This window comes from Pseudoduganella namucuonensis (assembly GCF_900116645.1).
GTDB lineage: Bacteria > Pseudomonadota > Gammaproteobacteria > Burkholderiales > Burkholderiaceae_D > Rugamonas > Rugamonas namucuonensis.
The window spans coordinates 53,716-68,354 of sequence record NZ_FPBO01000014.1 but is presented as its reverse complement, the minus strand read 5'-3'; the positions used below and the strand labels follow the sequence as shown (position 1 = coordinate 68,354).

Annotated in this window: 14 protein-coding genes; 2 read left to right on the top strand and 12 right to left on the bottom strand. The window is 66.5% G+C overall.

What is annotated here, in order from left to right; genetic code table 11:
• Nucleotides 1–14: 14 nt before the first annotated feature.
• The 4 genes from BM436_RS16160 to paoA form a co-directional block, all read right to left on the bottom strand.
• Nucleotides 15–1,172: an RCC1 domain-containing protein gene (locus tag BM436_RS16160; RefSeq protein WP_177307255.1), complete on the bottom strand. Its 1,158-nt coding sequence runs from the start codon at nt 1,170–1,172 to the stop codon at nt 15–17.
• 130 nt (nt 1,173–1,302) lie between these two features.
• Entirely contained in the window at nt 1,303–3,501 is a 2,199-nt protein-coding gene (gene paoC / locus BM436_RS16155; RefSeq protein ID WP_093556564.1) for an aldehyde oxidoreductase molybdenum-binding subunit PaoC, read from the bottom strand.
• The gene (locus tag BM436_RS16150) at nt 3,498–4,457 is read right to left on the bottom strand and encodes an FAD binding domain-containing protein (protein WP_093556563.1); all 960 of its coding nucleotides are present in this window, start codon (nt 4,455–4,457) and stop codon (nt 3,498–3,500) included. The genes paoC and BM436_RS16150 overlap by 4 nt, the downstream gene beginning before the upstream one ends.
• Nucleotides 4,454–5,098 carry an aldehyde dehydrogenase iron-sulfur subunit PaoA gene (gene paoA / locus BM436_RS16145; RefSeq protein WP_093556562.1) on the bottom strand — a complete coding sequence of 215 codons (645 nt, stop codon included), beginning with the start codon at nt 5,096–5,098 and terminating at the stop codon, nt 4,454–4,456. Before paoA ends, BM436_RS16150 begins: the two co-directional genes overlap by 4 nt.
• A 161-nt stretch (nt 5,099–5,259) precedes the next feature.
• Here paoA and BM436_RS16140 point away from each other — a divergent pair, with 161 nt between their 5' ends.
• The gene (locus tag BM436_RS16140; RefSeq protein WP_177307253.1) at nt 5,260–6,171 is read left to right on the top strand and encodes a polysaccharide lyase family 20 protein; all 912 of its coding nucleotides are present in this window, start codon (nt 5,260–5,262) and stop codon (nt 6,169–6,171) included.
• Nucleotides 6,172–6,189: 18 nt separating this feature from the next.
• On the opposite strand, the gene BM436_RS16135 is transcribed toward BM436_RS16140, so the two are convergent.
• Nucleotides 6,190–7,101, bottom strand: a complete 912-nt coding sequence (locus BM436_RS16135) for a polysaccharide lyase family 20 protein (RefSeq protein WP_177307244.1) — start codon at nt 7,099–7,101, stop codon at nt 6,190–6,192.
• Between the two features lie 14 nt (nt 7,102–7,115).
• Nucleotides 7,116–7,925 (bottom strand): heparin lyase I family protein, encoded by an 810-nt coding sequence (locus tag BM436_RS16130; RefSeq protein WP_093556559.1) that lies wholly within the window; start codon nt 7,923–7,925, stop codon nt 7,116–7,118.
• A gap of 319 nt (nt 7,926–8,244) precedes the next feature.
• On the opposite strand from BM436_RS16130, the gene BM436_RS16125 reads away from it, so the two are divergent.
• Complete coding sequence (locus BM436_RS16125; RefSeq protein ID WP_093556558.1) at nt 8,245–8,970, top strand: hypothetical protein; 726 nt, start codon at nt 8,245–8,247, stop codon at nt 8,968–8,970.
• Nucleotides 8,971–8,976: 6 nt separating this feature from the next.
• On the opposite strand, the gene BM436_RS16120 is transcribed toward BM436_RS16125, so the two are convergent.
• The 6 genes from BM436_RS16120 to BM436_RS16095 all read right to left on the bottom strand — a co-directional run bounded on the left by BM436_RS16120 (nt 8,977) and on the right by BM436_RS16095 (nt 14,464).
• A complete protein-coding gene (locus BM436_RS16120; protein ID WP_093556557.1) occupies nt 8,977–10,326 on the bottom strand; it encodes an MBL fold metallo-hydrolase in 1,350 nt (449 codons plus the stop codon).
• Nucleotides 10,327–10,429: 103 nt separating this feature from the next.
• A complete protein-coding gene (locus tag BM436_RS16115) occupies nt 10,430–10,933 on the bottom strand; it encodes an Lrp/AsnC family transcriptional regulator (protein WP_093556556.1) in 504 nt (167 codons plus the stop codon).
• Nucleotides 10,934–10,948: 15 nt separating this feature from the next.
• Complete coding sequence (locus tag BM436_RS16110) at nt 10,949–12,301, bottom strand: aspartate aminotransferase family protein (RefSeq protein WP_093556555.1); 1,353 nt, start codon at nt 12,299–12,301, stop codon at nt 10,949–10,951.
• On the bottom strand, nt 12,298–13,362 hold the full coding sequence (locus tag BM436_RS16105) for a phosphotransferase (RefSeq protein WP_093556554.1): 1,065 nt from the start codon (nt 13,360–13,362) through the stop codon (nt 12,298–12,300). The genes BM436_RS16110 and BM436_RS16105 overlap by 4 nt, the downstream gene beginning before the upstream one ends.
• Nucleotides 13,362–14,048, bottom strand: a complete 687-nt coding sequence (locus tag BM436_RS16100) for a haloacid dehalogenase type II (RefSeq protein WP_093556553.1) — start codon at nt 14,046–14,048, stop codon at nt 13,362–13,364. Before BM436_RS16100 ends, BM436_RS16105 begins: the two co-directional genes overlap by 1 nt.
• Before the next feature lie 215 nt (nt 14,049–14,263).
• Nucleotides 14,264–14,464, bottom strand: a complete 201-nt coding sequence (locus BM436_RS16095) for a DUF3460 family protein (RefSeq protein WP_093556552.1) — start codon at nt 14,462–14,464, stop codon at nt 14,264–14,266.
• Between the last annotated feature and the right edge of the window lie 175 nt (nt 14,465–14,639).

The following is a 14,639-nucleotide window of genomic DNA, read 5'->3' as shown; positions in this document are numbered from 1 at the left end:
GACCGCCGTCGCTGTTAACGCGACACCGACGCGCCCAGGTTCAGGTTGCCGAAGCCGCCTATGCCCACGGCCTGGGTTGGAACGCTGGAGTTGCCACGGGTATTGTTGCCCAGCTGGCCGGAGTTGTTGCGGCCGAAGGAGTACACGGCGCCGTCCGCTTTCAGCACGGAGATGAAACCGCTGCCGATCGCCATCGTCACCGCGTCGCTGACGGCGTTGACCTTGAGCGGCGCATAGGAAACCTGGTGCGAGCCGTTGCCCAACTGGCCATAATGGTTGTTACCCCACACCCAGACACCGCCGTCCCAGTTCACGACGCCGCTGTTGTAGGCGCCCGCGACCACGGACTTGACGCCGCTCATGCCGGCGACCGGCACCGGCAAGCCTTTGACGGCGACCGGGCTGCGGGCGTAATAGATGGTGCCGCCCAGTTGGCCGTAGCTGTTGTTGCCCCAGCCCCACACCGTGCCGTCGTCCTTCAGCGCCAAGGCGTGCACCTCGCCGGCCGACACCGCCCGGACGTTGGACAGGCCGACGATCACGCCCGGCTGGGCCGAGTAGGCCGTGCCGCCGTTGCCGAGCTGGCCGAACTGGTTGACACCCCAGGTCCAGACGCTGCCGTCCGCCTTCAGGGCGACGCTGTAGTCCTGGCCCGCCGAGATGGCTTTCACGTGGCTCAGACCGGCCACCACGGCGGGCGTGGCGCTGCCCGTCGCGTTGCCGCCGCGGCCCCAGCCCCACACATTGCCGTCGCCCTGCAGGGCCAGCACGTGCGACTGGCCGGCGGCGATCGCTTTCACATTGACCAGGCCGGGAACCAGTTGCGGACCGCGCGGGGTCAAGACCCAGACGGTGCCATCCTGCTTCAGCATGACGGTGGCGAACGCGCCGGCCTCGACGGCCTTGACGCCGCTCATGCCGGCGATCAGGACCGGCACATCCGACTGGCGGCCGGAAACCGTGCCCAGCTGGCCGGCGTCATTGCGGCCCCACGCATACACCCGGCCGTCCGCGCCCAGGCCGACCACGTGTTCGTGGCCCGCCGCCAGGCGCTGCGCATCGACCAGGGGCTCGGGCGCCGGGGCCGCGCCGCCCAGTGCGTGACGGCTCTCGCCGCCCGCCACTTCGCCATTGCCACCACCGCAAGCGCTAAGCGCCAATACAGCCGTCATGCCAGCCGTGATTCCGTACCACTTAGTCATCCGTATCCTCGAATCGTTCAATACTTTGAGGAAAGCATGATAAAGATGGCATTGTCGTTAGTCAACTATATTATTCTTCATGTAACTTCGCCCACTGGATTTATGCGGTCAGGTCGGGCAACTTCTGCAACAGTTTGTCGAGCGTGACCGGATAATCGCGCACCCGCGCCCCGGTCGCGTTGTAGATGGCATTGGCCACCGCCGCCCCCACGCCGCAGATGCCGAGTTCGCCCACCCCCTTGGCCTTCATGGGCGAGGACACCGGATCGGTCTCGTCGAGGAAGATCACGTCCTGGTGCGGGATGTCGGCGTGCACCGGCACCTCGTAGCCGGCCAGGTCGTGGTTGACGAAATAGCCGGCGCGCTTGTCGACCACCAGGTGCTCCATCAGCGCGGCGCCCACGCCCATCGTCATCGCACCGATCACCTGGCTGCGCGCCGACTTGGGATTGAGGATGCGGCCGGCCGCGCACACGGCCAGCATGCGCCGCACGCGCGTCTCGCCGGTGTAGGCGTCCACCGCCGCCTCGACGAAATGGGCGCCGAAGGTCGATTGCTGGAACTGCTTGTCCAGGTCGCCGTATTCCATGGCGTCCTCTGCCACCAACTCGGCCGCCTCGGCCGCCCGCGCCAGGGGCGCGGAGCGGCCGCCGCCGCGGACCTGGCCGTCGGCGAACTCGGCGTCGGCCGGCAAGCCCAGTTTCGCCGCCACCGCCTCGCGCAGCCTGACGCAGGCCGCGTACACGCCGGCGGTGGCGCTGTTGGCGCCCCACTGCCCGCCCGAACCGGCCGAGACGGGGAAGTCCGAGTCGCCCAGCCTCACCACCACCTTGTCCAGCGGCACGCCCATCATTTCGGCGGCCGTTTGCGCGATCACCGTGTAGCTGCCGGTGCCGATGTCGGTCATGTCGGTCTCGACGGTCACGACGCCGCTCCGGTCCAGCCGCACGCGCGCCGCCGACTTCATCACCAGGTTGTTGCGGAAGGCGGCCGCCACGCCCATGCCGATCAGCCAGCGCCCGTCGCGCGTCTGGCCCGGCTCGGCCTTGCGGGCGTTCCAGCCGAAGCGCTCGGCGCCGATGCGCAGGCAGTCCACCAGGCGGCGCTGCGAAAAGCGGCGGCCCGGCTTCTCGGGGTCGCTGGTGGTGTCGTTGATGACGCGGAAGCGCACCGGGTCCATCCGCAGCTTCTCGGCCATCTCGTCCATGGCGATTTCCAGCGCCATCAGCCCGGGCGCCTCGCCGGGCGCGCGCATGGCGTTGCCTTCCGGCAGGTCCAGCACGGCCAGCCGGGTGCGGGTCATGCGGTCCGCGCCCGCGTACAGCAGCCGGGTTTGCTGCACCGCCGTCTCCGGCTTGCCGCCAGGCAAGTCGCCGGACCAGCTTTCGTGGCCGATGGCGGTGATCTTGCCCTCGCGCGTGGCGCCGATGCGGATGCGCTGGATGGTCGCCGGCCGGTGGGTGGTGTTGTTGAACATGAGCGGACGCGTAAGCGCCACCTTCACCGGCCGCCCCGCCGCCCGCGCGCCCAGGGCCGCCAGCAGCGCCTCGGCGCGCAGGAACAGCTTGCCGCCGAAGCCGCCGCCGACATAGGGCGACACGAGGCGCACCTTGTCCTTGGGGATGCCCAGCGTCTTCGCCATGTCGCCCTTGGTCCAATCTATCATCTGGTTCGCCGTCCACACGGTCAGCCTGTCGCCCTCCCAGGAGGCGATCGAGGCGTGCGGCTCCATCATGGCGTGCGACTGGTCCGGCGTGGTGTAGCGGGCGTCCAGCCGCACCGGCGACGCCTCGTAGCCCTTGGCGAAGTCGCCGAACTTCGAGTCGGGCTGATCGTCCTTGGGCACACCCGCCTTGTCCTTGGCGTGTTCCAGGTCGTACTCGCCCCGCTCTTTCACGTACTTGACGCGCACCAGCTGCGCGGCGGCGCGCGCCTGCTCGAAGGTTTCGGCCACCACCAGCGCCACGGCCTGGTGGTAATGCTGCACCGCCGGTCCGGCCAGCAGCCGCGCGGTGTTGAACTTGCCCTTGCCCAGTTTGCCGGCGCTGGCGGCGGTCACCACCGCCAGCACGCCCGGCGCGCGCCGGGCCTCGCCGGTGTCGATGGAGGCGATGCGGCCCTTGGCGATGGCCGCGCCCAGCACGTGGCCGTAGGCGGCATTCGGTATGCCCTCCCTCTGCTCGTAGGCGTAGGGCGCGGTGCCGGTGGTCTTGAGCGGGCCGTCGATGCGGTCGACGGTTCGCCCGACAACCTTGAGCTGGTCGATGGGATTGGTGGTGGCGGGGGTGGCGAACTTCATGGTTGACCTTTCTTCGCTTCGGCCAGCACGGAGGCCAGCGTGCGCTGGACCAGCGGGATCTTGAACGCGTTGTCGGCGGTGGCCTTGGCGCCCACCAGCAGCAGCTCCGCCACCCGCCCGGCGCCGCCGGGCATGGCCCGCTCGGCCGCCTCCACCCGCCACGGCTTGTGGGCCACGCCGCCCAGCGCCACCCTGCCGTCGCCGCCGGGATGCACGACGGCCGCCACCGAGACCAGGGCGAAGGCGTACGACGAGCGGTCCCGCACCTTGCGGTAGATGTGCGCGCCGCCCAGGGGCGGGGGCAGCGTCACGCCGGTGACCAGCTCGCCGGGCTCCAGCGCGTGCTCGACATGGGGCGTGTTGCCCGGCAGCCGGTGGAAGTCCGCGATGGGGATGACGCGCGCGGCGCCGTCCGGCCGCACGGTCTCGATTTCCGCGTCCAGCAGCCGCATGGCGACCGCCATGTCGCTGGGATGGGTGGCGATGCAGGCCTCGCTGGCGCCCACCACCGCGTGATGGCGGCTGAAACCGCCTACGGCCGAGCAGCCGCTGCCGGGCACGCGCTTGTTGCAGGGCTGGTTGGTGTCGTAGAAATAGGGGCAGCGCGTGCGCTGCAGCAGATTGCCCGCCGTCGTGGCGCGGTTGCGCAGCTGCATGGAGGCGCCGGCCAGCAGGGCGCGCGCCAGCACGCCGTAGTCGCGCCGCACGCGCTCGTCTGCGGCGAGGTCGGAATTACGCACCAGGGCGCCTATGCGCAGGCCGCCGTTGGGCAGCGGCGCGATCTGGTCCAGCGCCAGGCCGTTCACGTCGATCAGGTGGGCCGGCGTCTCGATCTCCAGCTTCATCAGGTCGAGCAGGTTGGTGCCGCCAGCGATGAACTTCGCGCCCGGCGTGCGCAGCGCGGCGGCCGCGGCCTCGGCGGGCGTGCGCGCGCGCTGGTAGGAAAAGGCCTTCATGCCGTCCTCCCGGCGACCTCGGTGATCGCGTCCACGATGTTCGAATAGGCGCCGCAGCGGCAGATATTGCCGCTCATGCGCTCGCGGATCTCCTCGGGCGTCGGCAGGGGACGCGCCGTCAGGTCGGCCGTCACGTGGCTGGGCGCGCCCCGCCGGATCTCGTCCAGCACCGAGACGGCGGAACAGATCTGCCCCGGGGTGCAGTAGCCGCACTGGTAGCCGTCGTGCTTGACGAAGGCCGCCTGCATGGGATGCGGCTTGTCCGGCGTGCCCAGGCCCTCGATGGTGGTGATGTTCGAGCCCTCGTGCATCACCGCGAGGCTGAGGCAGGAGTTGATGCGCCGCCCGTCCGCGATGACGGTGCAGGCGCCGCACTGGCCATGGTCGCAGCCCTTCTTGGTGCCCGCCAGGTGCAGGTGCTCGCGCAGGGCGTCCAGCAGCGTGGTGCGCGTGTCGAGCTCGAGCTCGCGGCGCTGGCCGTTCACTTGCAGGCTCACTTTGGCGCTCACCGGTTGCCGGACCGGCTCCGGCCTGGCCTCCGCCGCGCCCGCCAGGGACGGCACCGAGGCCGTGGTCGCCGTCAAGGCGCCCGCGATCAGCAGGTCGCGCCGGGATATCTTGAGGTCGCTGAACTCGTCCATGGTGTCCGCTTTCTATTTGGCTGACGTGAGCGGACAAGCATGCGGGCGATGGCGGCGCGCTTCCGTACGCCATCGCACATTAAGGGATGAAAGCAGCTGCGCGCCCGTCAAAAGCGGGCCCGAGTATAGTGACATGCATATTGTCAGCCACAGAGAACGCCATGCGGCATTGCCTTCCCCGACTATCCCTTTCCGCCTGCGCGCTCGCCCTCGCCTGCGCGCCTGCCACCGCCCAGTTCGACCGGGCCCGCAGCGGCAGGGTCGACACGCTGGCGCCCAACCCCGTCAAGCTGGCCTACGTCAGCCAGAACCTGGCGCGCAACCAGACCGCCACCTACCGCTACCTGGACGACCTGTACATCCTGCAGACCGGCAACGCGAACAACCTGCAACTGGTGCTCGATCCCAAGGGCAGCGGACGCAAGGTGCTGCAGTTCACGGTGCGGAACACCGATCCGCTGTACGCGGGCGGTTCGCGCACCGAGATCGCGCTCAAATACGACTACGTGATGGAGGGCCTGCGCTGGTACGCCTTCTCCGTGCTGTTCCCGACCGGCTGGGTGTTCCATCCCAGCCCGACGGTCGTCGCCCAGCTGCACACCAGCCAGAAGACGCTGAGCGTGCCGCCGCCGGTGTCGGTCGTGGCCAGCGGTACGGACCTGAACATGGAGTTCCATTACAACTACCGCAACACGGACGGCACCGGCACCAATCCCGCCACGCGCGCCAACACGGGCCAGCAACTGGTGCGCCTGGCCAAGATCCAGACCAACAAATGGTATTGCTTCGTCGTGCGGGCGGACTGGTCCTACAAACCCGGGCTGGGCTCGGTGAAGGCCTGGATGAACGGCAACGTGGCCTACGAGACCAAGAACGCCTTCAACGCCTACCAGACCTGGCTGGGCAACTATCCCAAGGTCGGCGCATATCTGCCCGGCACCATGGCCGTGCCGTCGCGCACCCTGTACACCGATTTCATCTACACGGGCGGCGCGACCAGCACCTTCGACCAGATGACGGCGCTGACGCCCTGCGGCGCCACCATCTCGCCCACGCCCCCTGTCATCAAGTGAGTGCCCGCGAGAGGGCCGCTAGAGCACGCCCTGCTTGATGACGCTGCTGGTGGCCGCCGCGTTGACGCCGCAAGGGGTCAGCGCCGCCATCATGTCATAGGTGCTGGAGGCGCCGCCCACGTGGATGAAGTCGGTGTACAGGTTGCGCGTCGCCACCTGCATCACGCCCGGCAGGTACAAGCCCACCTTGGGATAGTTGCCCAGCCAGGTTTCGTAGGCGTTGTAGACGTTGCTCGCCTCGTAGGCGATGTTGCCGTTCATCCAGATCTGCATGGAACCCAGGCCAGGCTTGTAGGACCACTCGGCGCGCACCACGAAGCAATACCATTTGTTGGTTTCGATCTTGGCGGCGCGCACCAGCTGCTCGCCGGTGTTGGCGCGGGTGGCGGGGTCGGTGCCCTGCCCGCTCATGTTGCGGTAGTTGTAGTGCAGCTCGATGTTCAGGTCCTGGCCGCTGGCCACCATGGACACCGGCGGCGGCACGGCCAGCGTCTTCTGGCTGGTGTGCAGCTGCGCCACGACGGTCGGGCTGGCGTGGAATTGCCAGTCGGCGGGGAACATCATGCTGACCGCGTACCAGCGCACGCCTTCGATCACGTATTCATACTTGAGCGACACCTCGGTGCGCGAACCGCCGGAGACCAGCGGATCGGTCTTGTTCAGGTTGTGCAGCAGCACATTGCGTCCGCTGCCGAGCGGATCGGGCACCAGCGACAAGCGCGCGGGCGACGACGCGCTCAGGCTGTACAGGTCGTCGAGATAGCGGTAGGTGGAGGTCAGGTTGCGGGCCAGGTTCTGGCTCACGTACATCAGCGGATTGGGATTCGGGCTGAGCGTGTTGACCGGTCCGCCGCGGGCCAGGTCGATCTGGGCTTGGGCGCCGCCGGCGCACAGGAAGGCGGCGGCCGCCAGGATTTTAGTGAGTCGCATTTTCTTCTCCCGGCCTACCATTGGATGTTGGAGCCGTTGACAAACGAGGAACAAGGGCTGATCTGGTACATCTGCAGGGCCGTCGTGGTGGGGCCGCCGAGGCGGATGAAATCGGTGTACAGGGTGCGCTCCGTCACGCCCATCAGGCCGGGGAACATCAAGCCCGCGCGCGGCGTCTGGGCCGCGCCGAAGTAGGAGTTGGTGGAGTTGCTGGCGTTGTAGACCTTCTCGCCATTCATCCACATCGTGATGGCGCCGCTGCCCAGCGTGGTCTGCCAGTCGGAACGCACCACCAGGCAATACCAGCGATTGGTGACCAGGGCCCCCAGCTTGATGATCTCGCGCGCCGAGTTCGACGCCGTGGCGCCGGCGGCCAGGTGGTTGGAAACCAGGTTCAGCTCCAGCCCGCCGCCGCGCACCAGCAGGGACAGGGGCGCGCCCAGGCCGCTGGCCGTGGCGGCGCTGTCGATCTGCGCGATGACGGCGGGGTTCGGGTGCACGACCCAGCTGTTCGGCACGTAGACGCTGATGCCGTACCAGCGCACGCCGGTGGCCAGCGCCTCGCCCAAGGGGTGGAAGTCGGTGCGCTTGATGGCGCCGACCTCGCCCTCGGCGCCGTTGACGGCAGTGCTCAGCACGGTGCGGCCGCTGCCGGCCGGATCGGACACGAAGCCGAGGTTGGCCGCGTTGGCCGCGCTCAGGGCGTAGCGGCTGGAGAAGGTCAGCGGGGTGACGGCCCCGCCGATCAGCGTATCGATCTGGGCGCTGGCGGCGCCGCTCAACAACAGTCCGGAAAGTAGGCAGGCTTGCCTTGCGCGGTTCATTTTCTATCTCCCAAAGTATTCGGTAAGGAACGGGAGCAAAGATATCACGCCGCACGGCAACTAACGTTGCCGTAGGACAACGCCTACAATATTTAATTTCATTGAAAGACCATTCGGCCACATAACATAAGGCCAACTTAGATTCCCGCACGTCAAGTGTATTGTCAGTTCCGCTTAGTTGAAAGAAAGCCCATGAAAAACGGCAAGCGTACCGGCGACTCCGCAAGCGCCTGGTTCGCGTCTTTTGCGAGCCAGGTGCCAGGTCCGCGGCGCGCGCATTTTGCACTACAATCGCTTTCCTCCCCGATGCGAGACATGAATGAGCACCACCGACCTGCCCTTCCGGGCCACGACCGCCGAAGCCTGCGCCTGGCTGGCGCTGCAAACCGCCTCCCCCTGGACCCTGGCGCGCCTGCTCGAACACGGCCTGACGCCCTACGTCTGGCTGGACTACGACGCGGCGCACGCCGAACTGTTCGGCGACGCCAATGGCGGCTACGCGGCGCCCATCTTCTTCGAGGGCGACACCGCGCGCCTGGCCGCCGGCGGCGAGGACGTGCTGATCACCATCACCAAGGACGCCTACAAGATCGTCACCCGGCTGCCGGAGCCGGGCTTCCGCCGCCGCCTGGACGAGCTGCGCTTCCAGAAGAAGGACCTGGAACGCCTGGCGGGCAAGCTCAAACACGAAGCCGAACTGGCGCTGAACCCGCCGCCGGTGGTCAAGGCCGAGGCGGCGCGCGAATCGCAGTTCGGCATCGGCAAGGCGCAAGTGATGGAGGCCTTCTCGCGCATCGTGAAGATGGACCTGGACAAGGCGCTGGACGACGCCATCGGCATCTTCGGCGACGACGGCGCGCGCGTGAAAGCCAGCGCGAAGAAGTCCAAGCGCAACGCGGTGTGGAATCCCGTCACGCTGGCGCTGGGCCTGCACGACGTCTACCGCGTGCCGCTCGGTCCCCTGAAGCGCGCCTTCAAGACGCACGACTTCCTGTACGACTGGGAAGGCGACTGGGACGAGTCGCTGCGCTTGTTGGGCAAATGAGGATGGTCAGCGGCCCAGCAGACGGCGCAGCTGCGCGGCCTGGTAGGCGCCGAAGGTGTCGCTGAACAGGCAGCGTATCAAGGGATCGTCCACCACGTCCGCCTGTTCCAGGTCGCGCTCCGTGTCCGCGTCGAACACGGCGTCGTTGATGCGCATGTACATCGACGTCAGCGACTCCCCCAACTCCAACGCGGCGTACAGCTTGGTGGCGGGAATCTCGGTGGTCCAGCCCAGCGGCGCGGCGCCGTCGTCCGCGCGGACCGTGCCATCGGGCTGCAGCAGGTAGCGGAAATGCGTCGCCCCGCCCGTGTGGTCGTACACCGACAACCGCCACACGCGCGGCTGGTCGAAGTATTCCGACGACGCCTCCACCTCCCCGTACTTCTCCGGCAGGCCGGAACGGCAATACGCCATCACGCGCGCGTCCTGCTCCGCCGTCAGCGGCGCGAAACGGCGCGCGATATCGGCGGTGCCCGGCGGCGCGGCGTTGCCCTCGTACTCGTAGTCCACATCCTGTTCGCCCACCGGGACCACCCAGTCCAGCGGCGGCGCGGGCCGCAGCGAGGTGGCGTCCAGCAGCACCGAGACCGAGGGATCGAGGCGCACCACGCGCGCCTCCGGCAGCGCGGCTCCCACCTCCAGCGCGAACTGGCGGTAGGTGATGGGGAAGAACGCGCGGTTGTACCACGACCACGGCTCCTGCAGGAACTGGCAGGAACTCGGCACCACGTAGCGGGGATCGAGCACCTTCAACTGATCCAGCCATTCCTCCGGCAGCGCCTGCGGCGCGGCGGCGGCGCGCGCGGGCGACAGCACCTCGATCTCGCGCATGGTCTGGAACGGCCACAGCACCATGTCCCACGGCCCCTCCCGCGCCAGCTGGGCCAGCGTGCCCTGGTCGATCCAGGAGTCGACCACGTTCAGCACGTTCAGGCCGGCCGCGCGCACCTGGAACATCGAATCGACGTCCGCGTCCATCGCCTCGCGCGGCACCACCTGGAACGGGCCCACGTCGACCGGCGCGTTCAGCTTCAACTGGCGCACCTCGGTGAAGCCCAGCTGGCGCACCATGTCGAACAGCTCGTCGAAGATGCAATAGATGTACAGCGGCGTGGCGCGGTCCAGCAGGTCCAGGCTCTCGAGCGAGCAATGGTCGTCGTGGAAGTGCGAGATGAAGACCGCCGCGAAGCGCTGGCGGCGGATCTCGTCAAGGTCGAAGCGCACGTCCGGGAAGGCGTGGCAGTTGCGGCTGAACGGGTTCTCGAAAATGGTGTCGAAGGCGATGCGCGTGCCCTCGCATTCGAACACATAGCCCGCGTGCAGAATTCTCGATATTGTCAGCGCCGCCTTGGCCATGCTTGGTCTCCCTGGAAGGCGGCATTCTACAACGCGCGGGCCGTGCGCCATCGGGGAAGAATGCATAAGTGGCGCGAGTCGAACAGCCGGTGCCGCGGGCGCCTCATTCCCAGCTTCTTTTCCCGCTGATGATGGTGCTCAGTGGATAGTTTCGCCGCAGGAGGGGCTGACGCAACACGATACGGCTGGAGAACTTCAAAATGCCGATCTGCTCGTCCAGCAGCTGCTCCATCAAGGCCTGGAAAGAAGCGACACTCGGTGCCACGATTTTCAACAGGTAATCGTAGCCGCCGCTGACGTTGTAGCACTCGACGATTTCCTCGTACTTGCCAACCACATCCTCGAACTTGCGGAAGTCGGCGGGATGATGGCTGCCTATGGTCACTTCGGAAAACACGACGACGTGACTGCCCAGTGTCTCCAGCACGATATCGGCGCCATAGCCACGGATGACGCCGATATCCTGCAGGCGCTTCGTGCGCAGGAGGCAGGGACTCGGACTGAGACCAACTGCTTCGGCCAGTTCAACATTCGAACAACGTCCCTGGCGCTGCAAATGCACGAGAATCTTGAGGTCGAACCGGTCGAGTTTCACCATTGATTGCATGCCTTGAAGTTATCACTATGCCGGCATGGCCGAACGCGCTTCGGTCAGTGCCGCGTCAAGCGCCTCGATCACCATGCCCGCCTGGTCGGCTGTCAGCACCAGCGGCGGGCGGATCTTGAGCACATTGTGCCCCATCGCGCAGGCGCTGAGCAAGACGCCCTTGTCGCGCATGCGATTGACCACCTGGCTGGTAAGCCAGCGATCCGGCGTTCGCGTGCCGCGATCCGAGACCAGTTCCACGCCGACAAACAGCCCGGCTCCACGCACGTCGCCTATCCCCTCGTGCCGGCTGGCGAGATCGGCGATACCGTCGCGCAAGACATCGCCGATCCTGGCGGCGTGCGGCACCAGGCCTTCCTGTTCGATCGTTTTCAACACCGCCAGCGCCGCCGCGCAGGAAACGGTGTTGCCGGCGAAAGTATTGAAATAGCGGGAATGCCGGCCGAATTCCTCCAACGCGTCGGCGGTTGCAAGCAAGCCGGCGATCGGCTGTCCGTTCCCCATCGGTTTGCCCAGGGTGACGATGTCGGGCATCACGCCATGGCGCTGGAAACCCCACATGTGTTCTCCGGTCCGGCCGAACCCTGGCTGGACCTCGTCGGCGATGAACAGGCCGCCGGCGCGCTTGATCGCGTCCACCGCGCCCCTCATGAAGCCCGCGGGTTCGGGCAGGATGCCGTCGCTGGTGAACAGCGTATCGACGATCAGCGCCGCCGGCTGGATGCCGTGACGACGCAGATCGGCGATCGCGGCCTCGACATCGCGGGTGAAGCGCTCGCCCAAGTCTTCGCCCGCGGCATGGTACAGGCGTGGCGCCGGGACCAGGCGGACGTGGGCGCCCAGGTCGACGGTCGTGCCCAGCGACGGCGAAAACTTCGAAACGGCGTCGGTGATGCCGTGATACGCGGTATCGGTGACGATCACGCCGGTGCCGCCGGTGCGGACCTTGGCGATGCGATAGGCCAGATCGTTGGCTTCGCTGCCGGTGCAAGTCAGCATCAGGTGCGCCAGCCGCGTCTCCGGCACGCTCGCCAGCAGGCGTTCGGCCAGCTCCAGGATCGTGTCGTGCAGGTAGCGGGTATTGGTCGCGAGCGTGCGCACTTGCGTGCAGATCGCCTCGGTCACCGCCGGGTGGCAATGTCCGAGCGAGGTGACGTTGTTGTACACGTCGAGGTAACGGCGCCCCTGCGGATCGATCAGCCACACGCCTTCTCCGCGCACGATGTGCAGCGGATGCTCGTACATCAGTCGATACGCCGGGCCAAGCAAGGCGTCGCGCCGTTCAATCATCGCCCCGGTGGCCGGTGCCAGATCGGCGCGTCCGGGGATGTACGCGTTGACCATATTGAGGTCCGTTGTGCTTTTCATAGTGTTCTTCCATGTCGTACTTCGTTGAGCAATCGATCGCGCGCCGTATCGCGCGTAAGGTCGGCCATCTGCTCCAGTGCCGCCCACGCGGCGGGGTTGTGACGCATGATGTAGGCGCGGTTTTCCGGGTAGCGCGCCGCGCGCCACTCCGAAATCAGCGCCGTGACGAGTTGACGCGTCGCCATCAGGTCCGCGACGATTTCCTGCTCGGCGTCGAGCAGCGGCAAGGTCGCATGGTAGGCGCCGACGAATTGCGCCGGTCCTTCGAAGGGATCGGCGTTGCCCGCCATGTGAAAGGCGGCCGCCGTGGCCACCTCGCCAACCAGCGGCGCGTGCAGCATGTCGCCGAAGTCGATCACGCCGGTGATGCGTTCATGATCGTCGGCGGCCACCAGCAGGTTGTAGAGGTGGTAGTCGTTGTGAATCACCTGCGCCCTCACCGAGGACAGCCGCGGGAGCACATGGTCGGTGAAGCGCTTCATGAACGCCGTCGCGAGCGCGCGGCGCCGCGCGTCCACGACGCCATCGAGCTTGTCCGCCAGGCGGTGCGCGGTGGAGACGTTCCATAGCAGGTCGTGGCAGGCCGCCGGATGGCTGAAGCCGTGCAGGGCGAGATTGAGCTTGGCCAGTCCGGTGCCCATTGCCCGGCGCTGCGAGGCGGTGCGGACGGTTTCCCGGATTTGTATGCCGTCCAGGTAGGTGAGCAACCTCACGCTAGTTTGGCCCCCGCCATCGAGCGTCAGGCTGTCGCGCGTGCGCCCGTCCAAGGTGCGCACCACGCGCGGCACCGGCAGACCGGGCGCGACCCGGGCGATGTGCTCGAGCGCGGCGATCTGGAAATCGACCACCGGCCAGGGCTCGGATGGATTGCTGATCTTGACCACGTAGCGCTTGCCGTCGGCGGCCTCGATACAACAATTCTGGTCGCGCTCGCTAGCCAGCGATTGGGCCTTGCCGCGGATGCCATACAGGCGGGCGACCAGCTCCTCCACCTCAACCAGGGCAAGGCTGGGCGCCGGTGTGCTCAGCGCCGCGGCTTCGATAGGCCGATCGGCGGACATCACGCGCCCCGATCCGGGCTGGCCAATCCCAGCAGTCCTGGCAACTGACGGACATCGGTCAGCCTGTTGACCCCGTATTGGTCGGACGAGGGTTCGTGGCCGCGGTCGATGAAGGCCTTGGCCATGAATCCCAGGTCCGAAGCGCTCATCAGGTCGTAGCGGAAGCTCGACGAACAGTGCATCATCTGCTCCGGCCCGCAGCCAAGCTGGTCGAACATATACTCGAAGGCTCGCAGGCGCGGTTTGTAGGCGCGCGCCTCCTCGGCGGTGTAGACGGCGTGGAATGGCGCCTTCAGGTGGGCGACGCTATGCGGGATCAGGTCAACCATCGAATTGGACAGGATCACTAGCGGGATGTGCGGCGCGATGGCCTCCAGCACCTCGACGACGTTCGGATGCGGCTGCCAGGTCGGGACCGCGTTGTACAAGGCAAGCGCGTCCGATGGCCGATATTCGACGCGGTGCGCCTTGCAGGCCCGGTGGATGGAATTTTCCACCACGTCGAAGAAGGGCTTCCAGTCGCCCAGCACTTCATCGAGGCGATAGGCGCGGAAGCTGTCCAGGAAGGCCGCCATCCGATCGCCCGGGACGCGATCCTCAAAGATGCCTTTGGCGGTCGGCCCCATTTCGAAGTTGATAAGGGTGCCATAACAGTCGAAGCTGATGAATTTCGGTTTGAGTATCATTTGGTGAATCTCCTTTGCTTGGGTGGTTACAAGTTTAAGGATTTCGATACTCAGGAAATGCTTTATTGGGGCGAAATCCAAGCAGTTTCCGGCTCAATCGAGAGCTATCCTGGAATTTTCAATGGCCCCCGCGGCCATCTTCCGCGCTGGCGCCGCTCGCTTCCCTGCCGCGGCCGGCGCTGGCCCGCGTGCACGGCGCGCTGGCCGGCGCCGGACTACTGTGGCATCGTTTTGACAAATGGAACGTTGTCCGCTTCCATCCTTTTCAGCTCGTCGAAGCTGACGTCGTGATCCCAGAAAATATTCCATCCCCGGTGCTGGCTCTCGACAACATCGGGATGTTCTCTTAAAAAGGCATCGATGAATTGCGTGAATTCCGAAACGTAGCCGGAATGCCTGGGAACCCTGCCGAACATGATCGCTGCTCCTTGTTACAAACACCGGTTAGAGCAAAACGATCCTGTTTGGTTCCCGGTCGGGCAGCCACCCCAAAAAATACACATGAGTTGAGGTCAATTGAAGAAACCCGTGTTTCCTGTCTAACGCCTGGGGATGGGGAAACCGGATGCGTTAGCATCACGACGTTAGCCC

Coding starts and splice junctions, on each gene's coding strand:
- paoA (WP_093556562.1), bottom strand. CDS start 5,098: ATGGACGAGTTCAGCGACCTCAAGATATCCCGGCGCGACCTGCTGATC.
- BM436_RS16160 (WP_177307255.1), bottom strand. CDS start 1,172: ATGACGGCTGTATTGGCGCTTAGCGCTTGCGGTGGTGGCAATGGCGAA.
- BM436_RS16115 (WP_093556556.1), bottom strand. CDS start 10,933: ATGCAATCAATGGTGAAACTCGACCGGTTCGACCTCAAGATTCTCGTG.
- BM436_RS16130 (WP_093556559.1), bottom strand. CDS start 7,925: ATGAACCGCGCAAGGCAAGCCTGCCTACTTTCCGGACTGTTGTTGAGC.
- BM436_RS16135 (WP_177307244.1), bottom strand. CDS start 7,101: ATGCGACTCACTAAAATCCTGGCGGCCGCCGCCTTCCTGTGCGCCGGC.
- BM436_RS16095 (WP_093556552.1), bottom strand. CDS start 14,464: ATGTTCGGCAGGGTTCCCAGGCATTCCGGCTACGTTTCGGAATTCACG.
- BM436_RS16140 (WP_177307253.1), top strand. CDS start 5,260: ATGCGGCATTGCCTTCCCCGACTATCCCTTTCCGCCTGCGCGCTCGCC.
- BM436_RS16110 (WP_093556555.1), bottom strand. CDS start 12,301: ATGAAAAGCACAACGGACCTCAATATGGTCAACGCGTACATCCCCGGA.
- BM436_RS16105 (WP_093556554.1), bottom strand. CDS start 13,362: ATGTCCGCCGATCGGCCTATCGAAGCCGCGGCGCTGAGCACACCGGCG.
- paoC (WP_093556564.1), bottom strand. CDS start 3,501: ATGAAGTTCGCCACCCCCGCCACCACCAATCCCATCGACCAGCTCAAG.
- BM436_RS16150 (WP_093556563.1), bottom strand. CDS start 4,457: ATGAAGGCCTTTTCCTACCAGCGCGCGCGCACGCCCGCCGAGGCCGCG.
- BM436_RS16120 (WP_093556557.1), bottom strand. CDS start 10,326: ATGGCCAAGGCGGCGCTGACAATATCGAGAATTCTGCACGCGGGCTAT.
- BM436_RS16100 (WP_093556553.1), bottom strand. CDS start 14,048: ATGATACTCAAACCGAAATTCATCAGCTTCGACTGTTATGGCACCCTT.
- BM436_RS16125 (WP_093556558.1), top strand. CDS start 8,245: ATGAGCACCACCGACCTGCCCTTCCGGGCCACGACCGCCGAAGCCTGC.